We start from the raw sequence: 13,633 nt of genomic DNA on the forward strand, positions 1-13,633 counted from the left end.
TAACGTTACTTCTTTCTTATTCCTTACTTTTAGTACCTACTAAAAACAACTTCTAAAAATGAAAAAAAATATTGTATTAATTTTTTCTGTTTTTTTTGTGGTTACTTCTATTTTTTCTCAAGCTAAGAGAGAAACACAAAAAGGACATACTAACCAAAACAAATTCAAACAACTTAAAGATGAATTAGCAACTCCCAATAGGCAAAGAACTGCCTCAGGGGCTCCTGGAAAAAAATACACACAGCAAAAAGTTGATTATTCAATGGACATTGTTTTAGATGATGAAAAGCAAAGAATTTACGGAAACGAGACCATTACCTATCATAATAATTCTGAAGACGAATTAACTTACTTATGGTTACAACTAGATCAAAACATGCGTGCTTCTGACTCTAAGACTCCAGATATTCAGCCTAATATGGTTCCTAAAAGAAGTGTTCCAAAAAGAATATATGATAGATATTTTCCTGAAAAATCATTTGATGGTGGATTTAAAATTACTAGCGTAACTAATACTAATGGAAGTAATTTATCGCATACAATTAATCAAACTATGATGCGAATAAACTTACCCAAGCCTTTAGCTTCAGGAGAAACATTTTCATTTAAAATTTCATGGTGGTACAATATAAATAATCACAGAACTCAGGGAGGTAGATCAGGATTTGAACATTTTCCTGCAGATGGAAACAACAATTATGTAATAGCTCAGTTTTACCCTAGATTGTGTGTTTATGATAATGTTGAAGGCTGGCAAAACGATCAATTTTGGGGAAGAAGTGAATTTGCTTTAGAATTTGGTGATTTTAATGTAAATATAACTACTCCTGCTGATCATATGCTTGGTGCAACTGGTGTTTTAACAAACGAAAAAGAAGTTTTAACTAAAGAGCAGCAAAAAAAATTAGCATTAGCTAAAAGAACTTTTGATAAACCTGTTTTAATAGTCTCACAAAAAGAGGCTGAGAAAATTGAGAAAGGAAAATCGAAAAAAACTAAAACTTGGAAATTTGTTGCCAAAAATGTGCGTGATTATGCTTTTGCTTCTTCAAGAAAGTTTATTTGGGATGGTATGGCTGTAGATATTAATGGTAAAACTGTTATGGCATACTCATATTATTCGAAAGAAGCTAACCCTTTATATGGAGATCATTCAACAAGAGCTGTTGCGCAAACACTTAAAACCTATTCTAGGTATACATTTGATTATCCCTACCATAAGGCAATATCTGTAGATGGGCAAATGGGAATGGAATATCCTCAAATTTGTTTTAACCCTGGTAGACCAAATCCAGATGGTACTTATTCAGATAGAGTAAAATATAGAATGATAAAAGTAACTATTCATGAAGTTGGACACAACTTTTTTCCAATGATTGTAAATTCTGATGAGCGTCAATGGACTTGGATGGATGAGGGGTTAAATTCGTATATGGAAATGTTAGCTGAATTAGACTATGATCCTAACTTCCCAATAACAAGAGGATATCCTAAAAATATTGTACGATATATGTCAGGAGATCAATCTAAAATTGCTCCTATTATGTCTAAAGGTGATAATGTTTATCAATTTGGTAATAATGCTTATGGTAAACCAGCAACTGCTTTATGGATTTTAAGAGAAACAATTATGGGGAAGGAATTATTTGATCATGCCTTTAAAACTTATGCGCAACGTTGGAAATTTAAACATCCTACTCCTGCTGATTTTTTTAGATCTATGGAGGATGCTTCTGCAATGGATTTAGATTGGTTTTGGAGAGGTTGGTTTTATACAACTGATGTTACTGATATTGGTATTAAAGATGTTAAAAAGTATTATACTACGCAAGGAACTAATAATTCTGTTAATTTTGTTCAAGATACAACAGATGGTTTAAGTTTTAATTCAAAGAAAAACCCTAAGTCTAAATTTCATTATGAAATTACCTATGATAAACCAGGTGGTTTAGTTATGCCTATTATTGCAGAATTTACTTATAAAGATGGTACAAAAGAAAGAAAAACGTATCCTGCTCAAATATGGAGATTTAATGATAAACAAGTAACAAAGATATTTTCTTCTGATAAAGAGGTTACTAATATTACCATTGATCCAGATTTAGAAACTGCTGATGTAGATACCTCAAATAATAGCTGGCCAAAGAAACAAGAGAATAAATTCGAAAAATTTAAGAAAAAAATTAAAAGTTAAAAACTTGGTAAATTTAAGTTTTACGGCGGTATAAAATTCTTTATATCGCTTTTTTAATGCCTTTTATTTTATGTAAATAGATAAAAATTTGTTAAAGTTTTAACATTGACACTTTTTGACTAAGATTAATTCATTAATTTTCCAAGATATTTAAAAATCAATAACCACAAAATGAGAAAATATACTACACTATTATTTTCAGCTCTTTTTGTCTCAGCATCTTTATTTGCTCAACAAACACCTAAAAAAGAGCCACAAAAAGGTCATATCGATCAAAATAAATTTCGCCAATTAAAAGACGTTTTGGCAACACCAAATGATCAACGAACCGCTTCTGGGGCACCTGGGCATGCCTACACCCAACAGAAAGTAGATTATATTATGGATTTACGTTTAGATGAAGCTTCTAATACATTATATGGAGATGAATCTATTACTTATCACAATAACTCTAAAGATCATTTAGAATATTTATGGGTACAACTAGATCAAAATATGCGTGCTCCTGATTCAAAAACACCTTTAGCTGAATCAAAAGGTGCTAATGGTTTTCAAACACCTGCTGATTTTATTAATAAAAACATGTCTAAACCTAAAGCTTTTGGCTTTAATATAGAAGCTGTTAAAAAATCAGATGGCACGGATTTATCATATACTGTAAACAGAACTATGATGAGAATAAATTTACCTAAGCCTTTAGCTCCAGGAAATACATTCAATTTTAGTATTAAATGGAATTACATAATAAACAATGTAGTTACTGATGGTGGACGTTCTGGAGTTGAAGAATTTGCTGATGGTAATAAAGCTTTTATAATCGCTCAGTTTTTCCCTCGATTATGTGTTTATAATAACGTAGAAGGGTGGCAAAACATGCAATTTTGGGGTCGTAGTGAATTTGCACTAGAATTTGGAGATTACGATGTGAAACTTACTGTACCTGCTGATCATATTGTTGATGCTACAGGAGAATTACAGAATGAAAAAGATGTTTTAACTAGAGAACAACGTAAGCGTTGGGAAAAGGCTAGGAAATCATATAAAAACCCTGTTCTTATCGTTACTCAAGCTGAAGCTGAAGCAAACGAAAAGAAAAGGTCAAAAAAAACAAAAACATGGCATTTTAAAGCTAAAAATGTAAGAGATTATGCTTTTGCCTCTTCAAGAAAATATATTTGGGATGCTATGGCTGTTGATATTAATGGAAAAAATGTCATGGCAGTTTCTTTATACCCTAAAGAAGGAAACCCCTTATGGGAAGAGCATTCAACAAGAACTGTTGCTAACACTTTAGAAGAATATTCTAAATTAACTTTTGATTATCCATATCCTAAAGCAATTTCTGTTAATGCAAATGATGGTATGGGAATGGAATATCCTATGATTTGTTTTAATTTTGGACGTCCAAATCCTGACGGAACATATTCAGATCGTTTGAAAAAAGGAATGATTGGAGTAATCATTCACGAGGTAGGACACAACTTCTTCCCTATGATTGTAAATTCTGACGAAAGACAATGGACTTGGATGGATGAAGGTTTAAATTCATTTGTTCAAATATTAGCTGAATTTGATTACGATGCTAAATTATTCGCTCAAAATCCTACTAAAAACATTACGCGTTACATGAGTATCGGACCAAAAGCGCTTATCTCCTATTATGTCTCAAGGGGATTATGTATATAATTTCGGACCCAATGCATATACTAAACCAGCTGCAGGATTGTATATGCTTCGTCAAACTATAATGGGACCTGAATTATTTGATTATGCATTTAGAACTTACTCTAAACGTTGGATGTTTAAACACCCAACACCAGCTGATTTCTTTAGAACGATGGAAGATGCTTCTGGTATGGATTTAGACTGGTTCTGGAGAGGTTGGTTTTATACAACTGATTTTACCGACATAGGTATTAAAGAAGTTAAGCCTTTATTCTTAACTGATAAACCTAATGAAAGAACTAAAGCACTTCAAAAGCAATATCCTTCATATTTTGCTCGTTTAGGTAAACTAGTTTTCTTGACTACTAAAAAAGAAGATGCTAATTCAAAAGAAGTGGAAGCTCATATTAATGGGTTGCCTGCTGCTGAAAAGGCAAATCTTAAAGAAATGCCTAAATACATGTATCAAGTTGAATTTGAAAAACCAGGTGGTTTAATGATGCCTATCATTGTTGAGCTAACTTATGCTGATGGTACTAAAAAACGTGAAACTTTCCCTGCTCAAATTTGGAGAATGAATGAAAATAAAGTGTACCGTCTTTTCACTTCTAACCAAGAAATAAAAAGTATCGTAGTGGATCCTGATTTCGAAACTGCTGATATTGATACATCAAATAATAGCTGGCCTAAACAGACTACTAATAAGTTTGATAAATTCAAAAATAAAGTTAAACAATAAGATATAATTTATCATTAACATAAAAACGTGGCATTCGCCACGTTTTTTGTTTGCATACATAGTACAAAAAATAGTACTTTCGAGTTTTAAATAGGATAGAATGAAAGTTTGTATTGCAGAAAAGCCAAGTGTTGCGCGTGAAATAGCTAATATTTTAGGAGCCAATACAAAACATGATGGATACTTTGAAGGAAATGGATATGCCGTAACCTATACTTTCGGACATTTATGTACCCTTTTAGAGCCTAAAGATTATAAACCTTATTGGAAAAGTTGGGATTTAAATAATTTACCAATGCTTCCAGAAAAATTTAGTACTAAAGTTACTGGAGATTCTGGAATACAAAAACAATTTAAAATTGTAAAATCGTTATTTGATAAAGCAGATGTCATTATAAACTGTGGGGATGCTGGTCAAGAAGGAGAACTTATTCAGCGTTGGGTTATTAACCAAGCCAATTACAAAGGAAAAGTTCAACGTTTATGGATTTCTTCATTAACAGAAGAAGCTATTAAAGAAGGGTTTGAAAACCTAAAACCATCAGAAGGATATGATAACCTATACTATGCTGGGTATTCTAGAGCTATTGGAGATTGGCTTTTAGGTTTAAATGCTACGCGTTTGTATACTGTTAAATTTGGGGGGTATAAACAAGTTTTATCTATTGGTAGAGTACAAACCCCTACTCTAGCTATGTTAGTTAATCGACATACTGAAATTAAAAATTTTAAACCCGTTCCTTACTGGGAATTACAAACATTATATAGAAATACCCTTTTTAGCTGTGAAGAAGGTCGTTTTTTAAAAAAAGAAGAAGGACAATCTTTTGCTAATAAAGTTAAAGAAAGTGATTTTGAAATTGTCTCTGTAACCAAAAAGAAAGGTAAAGAATATGCTCCTAAATTATTTGATTTAACAGGGTTACAGGTATATTGTAATAATAAGTTTGGATTTTCAGCAGATGAAACTCTGAAAATAGTTCAAAAGCTCTATGAAATGAAAGTAGTAACCTACCCAAGAGTAGATACTACTTTTTTACCAAATGATGTTTATCCTAAAATACCTTCTATATTACAGAGATTAACAAGCTATAGTACGTTAACCCAACCTTTATTAGGTAAAAAGATAAGAAAATCTACCAAAGTATTTAATGATAAAAAAGTAACTGATCACCATGCTATTATTCCTACAGGAATTCAAGTAAACTTACAATACAATCAACAACAAGTATATGATATTATAACCAAACGATTTATTGCTGTTTTTTATCCTGATAGTGATATTTCAAATACTGCAGTTATTGGTAAAGCAGATGAAGTTTCTTTTAAAACTACAGGAAAAGAAGTTCTAACAAAAGGTTGGCGTGTAGTTTTTGAATATGGTAAAGAAACTAAAAAAAATGATACTTCTGGTATGCTCCCTACTTTTACAAAGGGAGAAAAAGAACCTCATGAACCTTCTTTTTTAGAAAAAGAAACCAAACCTCCCCGTAATTATACAGAAGCAAGCTTACTTCGTGCAATGGAAACAGCTGGTAAACAGGTTGATGATGATGAAATGCGAGAGTTAATGAAAGAAAATGGAATTGGACGTCCATCAACACGTGCTAGTATAATAGAAACTTTGTTTAGAAGAAAATACATTGAACGCCAAAAAAAATTAGTTGTCCCAACTCAAACCGGAATTGATTTAATTAATATAATAGAAAATGAACTATTAAAATCTGCTGAATTAACTGGGCTTTGGGAAAAGCGATTAAAAGAAATTGAACGAGGTGATTATCATGCTTCTACTTTCATTAAACAAATGAAAAAAATGGTTGATGATCTTGTTTATGAAGTTAGATCTAGTACTAAAACTAAACGAATATCATATGAAACACAACAATCTAAAGAAGCTCCTGTAAAAATTAAATCTAAAAAGAAAACAGTTGTTGGTAAAAAATGTCCTAAATGTAATAAAGGTCTACTCTTAAAAGGTAAAACAGCTTACGGTTGTTCAACATTTAAAACAGGGTGTAAGTTTACACTACCTTTTGAGTATATGAAAAAGAAAATTTCTGAAAATCAACTTATCCGATTATTAGATAAGGGTTGTACAACCAATTTAAAAGGTTGGAATTCAGAAAATGGTAAAATTGAGGGATTAATTCGTTTTGATGAAAATTTTTCTCTTAAATTAGAAGCTAAACAATCTTCAAAATCCTCCTCAATAAAAGTTTCTAACTCAACAAATGCTTTAACATGTCCTAAATGTAGAAAAGGTCATCTTTTAAAAGGTAAAACAGCTTATGGATGTTCTGAATATAAAAATGGATGTGATTTTGTTTATACTTTTGAAAACATTAAAAAAGAATCAAATGGTAGAAAACTTACAAAAGAGTTAGTGTATAATATCATTTCAAGAAAATAGAACTCTATAAATATTTCGAAATTAAAAGTTTAAATAAATATATAATTTAAGGATTGAAAATTAAATGGCTCTACTCTTTTTTGTAATTAATATAACCAAGTTATATGTAGTTTTTTAAAAACAAGGCTAGTTGCAATTAATAACTATAAAGTTTTCAAATGTCTAGTCTAATTATTAAAAGTAATTTGAGCAATATTTAAGATTGATACATTTATATTTTCACAATATTTAATTTTTTGTGTATATTTTTATAAACTTAAAAAGAGATTAAACATAAACATGTAAAATCTCTTTATTCTTTTTAATAAAATGAGAATCTATTTTAAAGTTCTCATTGATTCAGTAGGGTATATATTTAATGGATAAATTAATTTTTAATTAATCTTCTATTCTTTCAATTTTAGCCCCTATCGCTCTTAATCGTTCTTCTATATTTTCATACCCTCTATCAATTTGCTCAATATTATGAATAATACTTGTTCCTTTTGCTGATAAAGCGGCTATTAGCAATGATATTCCTGCTCTAATATCAGGAGAGGTCATTTTAGTTGCCTTTAACTGACTTTGAAAATTATGACCAATAACGGTAGCTCTATGAGGATCACATAAAATAACTTTAGCCCCCATATCTATCAGTTTATCTACAAAAAACAAACGACTTTCAAACATTTTTTGATGAATCAATACTGTTCCTTTTGCTTGAGTAGCAACAACTAACACAATACTCAATAGATCAGGAGTAAATCCAGGCCATGGAGCATCAGAAACAGTTAATACAGAACCATCTATATAATTTTGAATTTCATAATTATCTTGTTCAGGAATATAAATATCATCCCCTTTTTTCTCAAGATTAATTCCAAGTTTTCTAAACACATTTGGTATTTGTCCTAAGTTTGGCCAACTTACATTTTTTATAGTAAGTTCAGATCTAGTCATAACTGCCATACCAATCCAACTACCTATCTCAATCATGTCAGGTAAAATAGTATGTTCGCACCCTTGTAATTCCTTAACACCATCAATGATTAGTAAATTCGAACCAACGCCAGAAATTTTTGCCCCCATACTATTCAACATTTTTGATAATTGTTGAATGTAAGGCTCGCAAGCTGCATTGTAAATAGTAGTTCTTCCTTTAGCTAATACAGCAGCCATTATAATATTTGCAGTCCCTGTCACAGAAGCTTCATCTAACAGCATTTCAGTACCTTGTAAACCAGAGTCAGTTTCTACACCGTAAAAATATTCTTCTCTATTATAGCGGAATTTAGCACCTAAATCAATGAATCCTTGAAAATGAGTATCTAAGCGTCGACGACCTATCTTATCTCCTCCGGGTCTTGGTATATAACCTTTACCAAAACGAGCTAATAAAGGACCTACAATCATGATTGAACCTCTTAATGAGCTTCCATCTTTTTTAAAATCAGCACTTTCAAGATAATCTAAATTAATAGCGTCTGCTTGAAAAACATATGAATTAGAGGATAATTTTTCAACTTTTACTCCTAATTCACCTAAAATAAAAATTAGTTTATTTACATCAAGAATATCAGGGATATTATTTATTCTTACTTTATCAGAAGTTAATAAAACAGCACAAATAACTTGTAAAGCTTCATTTTTTGCTCCTTGAGGTGTAATTGTTCCATTTAATTTTTGACTTCCTTCAATTTTAAATGATGCCATTTATTTTTTTCTGTATTTGTTGTTGTTAGATTTTGTTTTTGCGTTATTTTTATGTTGACCTTGATTATTTCTTTTACGAAGTAAGTTTTTACTTTCAGACAAGTTTTCTTCAGTGTTTCTTATGTCTAATTTCCCATCCGACAACTCATATAAATGGTCTAGTATTACTCCATCTTCAACTGTATCTTTATTCCAGTTTAAATAACATTTTTTCATATGATTGGCTATAGTAAAAATTAAAGCTTCTTTCATATCTCCAGTTTCCCATGTTAAAGCCACATCAATCATTGTTTGAATATTGGTTCCATAAAAACGATATTTTGATGCCGATTTAGGGTAGTCTAATTTTGCTGGTTTTTCAGTTAATTCTTCTTTAGACGGGGTTTCATAAGGCGAATCTACATCCAACTTAAAGTCTGCCATTATATGCAACTGATCCCATAATTTATGTTTAAAATCAGGAACATCTCGTAAATGTGGTTGCAAATTACCCATTACATGAATAATGGCTTTTGCCATTTTATTTCTTTCTTCTTTATCTTCAAGTTCAATACAGTGATTGACTAATTTTTGTATATGTCTTCCATATTCTGGGATAATTAAAGTAGTTCTCCCTGAATTATATTCTAAATCAAACGTCATTTCTCTATTTTTATATGCATGCAAAATAAGTAATTATTATGAATTACTTATCCTATTACTTTTAATTTTGCGAATTGTAATAATAATTTCTTCTTACCTACAGTTCCAAATTCTATTTCAGCTTTTTTATTCCCTTCCCCTCTAATGCTAATACCTTTCCAGTTCCAAAACGATTATGTTCAACAATATTTCCGATTACTATTTCACCGTCAAACAAATTAGTTTTTGAAGTAGCTTCCGACACCTTTTTTAGTTTACTTTTTGGAGGTATCATAGTCGCTTTTTCCTTCTTAGCTAAAAATTCTTTTCTCTTCTTTTGAATTGGTTTTTGAAATCTAATTTTTTTAGATGAATCATCATCACCAAATAAACTTGCATCTATAAACCTATTGCTTGAAGGTTCAGGTACTTTTGGTGCTAAATATTCAACATATTTATCGTCTATTTCTTCGAGAAAACGACTTGGTTCACCATCAGTTAGTTTACCCCATCTATAACGTGTTTGCGCGTATGTTAAATATGCGACTTTTTCAGCCCTTGTAAGAGCTACGTAAAACAAACGTCTTTCTTCTTCTAGTTCACTACGTGTATTCATACTCATAGCAGAAGGAAATAAACTTTCTTCTAAACCAACGATATACACATAAGGGTATTCTAATCCTTTAGATAAATGTATAGTCATTAATGAAACTCTTGGTGTATCATCTTTTTCACTATCAAAATCTGTTGCTAAAGCTACGTCTTCTAAAAATGAAGTAAGAGATGCATCTTCACCTGTTTCAATTTTGTCTGTTATAAAATCTTTAATACCGTTTAATAATTCTTGAACATTTTCTACTTTATTAACTGCTTCAGGCGTGCCATCTTTTTGTAAATCTTTTACTAATTGTGTTTGCTTCACAACTAAATCTGCCATTTCAAATGCATTTTTAGTTTGTGCTTCAATTTGCAAACGTTGCATCATATTTATAAAATTTTGCAACTTCGTTTTTGTTCCAGAATTTATTTTAATATCAATTTTATCAAGATGCTTAATAATATCAAAAATTGATTTTTTATAATGATTTGCAGCTATGGCTAATTTATCCAATGTTGTAGCACCAATACCCCGAGCAGGATAATTGATAATTCTTTTTAAAGCTTCTTCATCATTTGGATTTATTAAAATACGTAAATAAGATAATAAATCTTTAATTTCTTTACGTTGATAAAATGAAATTCCTCCGTAAATTTTATACTTGATATCTTTCTTTCTTAAAGCATCTTCCATTGCTCTTGACTGAGCATTGGTTCTATATAAAATTGCAAAATCATTATTTGTTAATTGATGATTCATTTGGTTTTCCCAGATAGATTGAGCCACAAAACGACCTTCTTCTCCATCAGAAATTGTTCGCATAATTTTGATACTTTCACCAGGATCATTTGCAGTCCATACTTCTTTATCAAGTTTTGTTTTATTTTTATCTATAACACTATTTGCAGCTTCTACAATATTACTTGTAGAACGGTAGTTTTGTTCTAATTTAAAGGTTTTAACATCCGGATAATCTTTTTGAAAATTCAAAATATTATTGATGTTAGCTCCACGGAAACTATAAATACTTTGTGAATCGTCACCAACAACGCATATGTTTTGAAAACGGTCTGCTAATGCTCTTACTATTAAATATTGTGAGTGATTGGTATCTTGATACTCATCAACCATAATGTACCTAAAGCGATCTTGATATTTAGCTAACACTTCTGGAAAACGTGCTAACAACTCATTTGTTCTTAACAATAAATCATCAAAATCCATTGCACCTGACTTAAAGCACCTATCAACATACTCTTTATATATATCACCAACTTTTGGTCTGCTTGCCTGTAAATCGGCTTCCTGTAAATCAGAATTATTGAAATAAGCTCTTACGGTTATCAAGCTATTTTTAAATGATGATATTCTACCTAAGATCTGCTTGGGTTTATAGCGATCTTTATCCAAGTTCATTTCTTTGATAATAGTAGTTATTAATCGAACTGAATCCTGTGAATCGTAAATTGTAAAATTAGAAGGATATCCTAGTTTATCAGATTCAGATCTTAAAATACGTGCAAAAACAGAGTGAAAGGTACCCATCCATAAATTTTTTGCTTCACTGTATCCTACAACACTACCAATACGCTCTTTCATTTCACGAGCTGCCTTATTTGTAAATGTTAGCGATAATATATTAAAAGAGTCGACTCCTCCTTGCATTAAGTGTGCTATTCGAAAGGTTAAAACACGTGTTTTACCGGACCCTGCTCCTGCTATGATTATCATTGGGCCATCTTTTTGTAAAACGGCTGCTCTTTGTGGTTCGTTAAGTTGCTCTAAATAAGTGTTCAAAGAAATATAAATTGAAAGAATTTAAAAACGGAAAATTAACTATTCTTTTATGTTTTATAAAATATGTGAGCACTTTTTTATTCACAGTCTATTATTTGTTTTTTTAACTCCTTTTTTATTTTTTTTTATTGCTTTTTAAAGAAGACTTGTATATTCGCATTTCATAGAATTTATAATTTAAACATGGAAGATAAAATTATTGAAGGATTGGCATACGCTTTGCCTGCATTAGTAACTGGAGGTGTTGCTTATTTTATTTTAAGTGCATTTATTAATCAAGATAATACTGAAAAAAAGTTCAATGCTTTAATTCAAAAGAAAAAAGAAAGTTTACCTATTAAACTTCAAGCATATGAAAGAATGTTGTTGTTTTGTGAGCGTATAAATCCTACAAAATTATTAATTCGTGTCACCCCTATTGGAAATAAAACAGAAGATTATCTTCAATTACTTATCTCTAGTATTGAACAAGAATTTGAACATAACTTAGTACAACAACTTTATATTTCAGAAAATAGTTGGAAGGCTGTTTTAACTTCTAAATTAGCAATTATATCTAAGTTAAGAAAAGTTGCTGAAAACGCTGAAACATCTAAAGATTTACGTGAAAATGTTTTAATTGATTATAGCAAAGAAGAAAATCCAACTGAAATGGTTGTGACTTTTTTAAAGAAAGATGTTCAAAAACTTCTGTAATATAAGTTACTAAAGAATAAGATAGGCATGTATCTAATTAAAAGTTATTAGTTTAAAATTTTCTTCAAAAAAGTATAAGCTTTCTTTTCTAATATATCAACAGTTCCATCTGCAAATATTACTTTCTTAATATCTTCAAGAAGTAATTTTTTGTCATTTTCTGAGTAACTATTATCTTCTAAGTATTCGTGTACTTTTTGTAATTTAATACCTTCATCAGCATCGATTACTATCTCAGTATGCATTTTATTATATAACTTCTCATTGATAGTCGAAATTATATATTCGCTTTCTTCTTTTGTTTCTATATAGTTGCAATGAGCAACAAATAAAAGCACATAAGTTCTAAACTCTTCTTTCGTCCACATCATTTCAATATTATTTTTCAATTGGTAACTCTAAGTTACTTGCCCATTCAGTCCAGGAACCGTCATATACAGCATAATTTTTAATCCCTAAAATTTCAGCTCCTAAAGCTAAAATACATGCAGTTATTCCTGAACCACAAGTAAAAATTATTGAATTATTACTTACTTTAGAAAAAAGAACTTCAAGCTCTTCCTTACCTTTCATTTTGTTTATGTTTTGAACTTCTGTGTAAGCTAAATTAAACGAAGAAGGTATATGACCACCTCTTAAATCAGCTCTAGGCTCAGGCTCTTTAGCCTCAAATCTACCCTTAGATCTAGCATCCAAAATATAGACATTATTATTTGCTGTAGCCTTAATAACATCTTTAGTATAGCTAACTTTTTCCGTTCGGAAATTCACTCGAAAATTACCTGTAAAAATTTCTCTTTCTTGAGGCTCCTCTACTAAAAAACCTGCTTTTTTCCAGGCAGGAAGACCTCCATTTAAAACAGCAATATTATTAAATCCAAAAGTTTTAAACATCCACCAAACCCTAGCTGACGAATACACACCTATATCATCATATACTATAATACAACTATCATTATTTACTCCTAATTTTCGAGCTTCTTTCTGAAAATATTCTTTAGATGGTAACGTATTAGGGTATTTAGCTTCTTTTTTTAAGAAAACATTTTTCAAATCAAAAAAAACAGCATTTACAATCTGTTTCTTTTGATCAATTGTATTTTTTTTAGTGGTAACTTTTTTAATTGTCGCGTCTAAAATTATCAAATTTTCAGCGGTTAATTTATTTTCTAACCATTCGACATCAACAACAGGGCTGTTTATTTTTAAATTCATTTA

At 30.4% G+C, this 13,633-nt stretch carries 7 protein-coding genes and 2 pseudogenes; 4 read left to right on the forward strand and 5 right to left on the reverse strand.

Annotated elements, in window-relative coordinates:
• Positions 1 to 58 precede the first annotated feature (58 nt).
• From ACMFBB_RS01405 to ACMFBB_RS01415, 3 genes and pseudogenes are all read left to right on the forward strand, one after another.
• Positions 59 to 2,194, forward strand: a complete 2,136-nt coding sequence (locus ACMFBB_RS01405; protein WP_435262689.1) for a M1 family metallopeptidase — start codon at positions 59 to 61, stop codon at positions 2,192 to 2,194.
• A 171-nt stretch (positions 2,195 to 2,365) separates the two neighbouring features.
• Positions 2,366 to 4,598: pseudogene (locus ACMFBB_RS01410) on the forward strand (M1 family metallopeptidase).
• Between the two features lie 100 nt (positions 4,599 to 4,698).
• Positions 4,699 to 7,011, forward strand: coding sequence for a DNA topoisomerase 3 (locus ACMFBB_RS01415; protein WP_435262690.1), 2,313 nt, complete (start codon positions 4,699 to 4,701; stop codon positions 7,009 to 7,011).
• A 378-nt stretch (positions 7,012 to 7,389) separates the two neighbouring features.
• Here ACMFBB_RS01415 and murA read toward each other — a convergent pair whose 3' ends face one another.
• From murA to ACMFBB_RS01430, 3 genes and pseudogenes are all read right to left on the reverse strand, one after another.
• Complete coding sequence (gene murA / locus ACMFBB_RS01420) at positions 7,390 to 8,703, reverse strand: UDP-N-acetylglucosamine 1-carboxyvinyltransferase (RefSeq protein WP_435262691.1); 1,314 nt, start codon at positions 8,701 to 8,703, stop codon at positions 7,390 to 7,392.
• Positions 8,704 to 9,345 (reverse strand): DUF4290 domain-containing protein, encoded by a 642-nt coding sequence (locus ACMFBB_RS01425; protein ID WP_435262692.1) that lies wholly within the window; start codon positions 9,343 to 9,345, stop codon positions 8,704 to 8,706.
• A gap of 47 nt (positions 9,346 to 9,392) precedes the next feature.
• A pseudogene (locus ACMFBB_RS01430) lies at positions 9,393 to 11,719 on the reverse strand (ATP-dependent helicase).
• Between the two features lie 183 nt (positions 11,720 to 11,902).
• Here ACMFBB_RS01430 and ACMFBB_RS01435 point away from each other — a divergent pair.
• Positions 11,903 to 12,415: a hypothetical protein gene (locus tag ACMFBB_RS01435; RefSeq protein WP_435262693.1), complete on the forward strand. Its 513-nt coding sequence runs from the start codon at positions 11,903 to 11,905 to the stop codon at positions 12,413 to 12,415.
• 47 nt (positions 12,416 to 12,462) lie between these two features.
• Here the strand turns inward: ACMFBB_RS01435 and ACMFBB_RS01440 are convergent, their stop codons facing one another.
• Together ACMFBB_RS01440 and ACMFBB_RS01445 are read right to left on the reverse strand one after the other, a co-directional pair.
• Positions 12,463 to 12,786, reverse strand: a complete 324-nt coding sequence (locus tag ACMFBB_RS01440; RefSeq protein WP_435262694.1) for a hypothetical protein — start codon at positions 12,784 to 12,786, stop codon at positions 12,463 to 12,465.
• A 7-nt stretch (positions 12,787 to 12,793) separates the two neighbouring features.
• A complete protein-coding gene (locus tag ACMFBB_RS01445; RefSeq protein ID WP_435262695.1) occupies positions 12,794 to 13,630 on the reverse strand; it encodes a sulfurtransferase in 837 nt (278 codons plus the stop codon).
• Positions 13,631 to 13,633 lie beyond the last annotated feature (3 nt).

The sequence above is a fragment of the Tenacibaculum sp. nBUS_03 genome (assembly GCF_051201695.1).
GTDB lineage: Bacteria > Bacteroidota > Bacteroidia > Flavobacteriales > Flavobacteriaceae > Polaribacter.

Coding starts and splice junctions, on each gene's coding strand:
- ACMFBB_RS01445 (WP_435262695.1), bottom strand. CDS start 13,630: ATGAATTTAAAAATAAACAGCCCTGTTGTTGATGTCGAATGGTTAGAA.
- murA (WP_435262691.1), bottom strand. CDS start 8,703: ATGGCATCATTTAAAATTGAAGGAAGTCAAAAATTAAATGGAACAATT.
- ACMFBB_RS01405 (WP_435262689.1), top strand. CDS start 59: ATGAAAAAAAATATTGTATTAATTTTTTCTGTTTTTTTTGTGGTTACT.
- ACMFBB_RS01425 (WP_435262692.1), bottom strand. CDS start 9,345: ATGACGTTTGATTTAGAATATAATTCAGGGAGAACTACTTTAATTATC.
- ACMFBB_RS01415 (WP_435262690.1), top strand. CDS start 4,699: ATGAAAGTTTGTATTGCAGAAAAGCCAAGTGTTGCGCGTGAAATAGCT.
- ACMFBB_RS01440 (WP_435262694.1), bottom strand. CDS start 12,786: ATGATGTGGACGAAAGAAGAGTTTAGAACTTATGTGCTTTTATTTGTT.
- ACMFBB_RS01435 (WP_435262693.1), top strand. CDS start 11,903: ATGGAAGATAAAATTATTGAAGGATTGGCATACGCTTTGCCTGCATTA.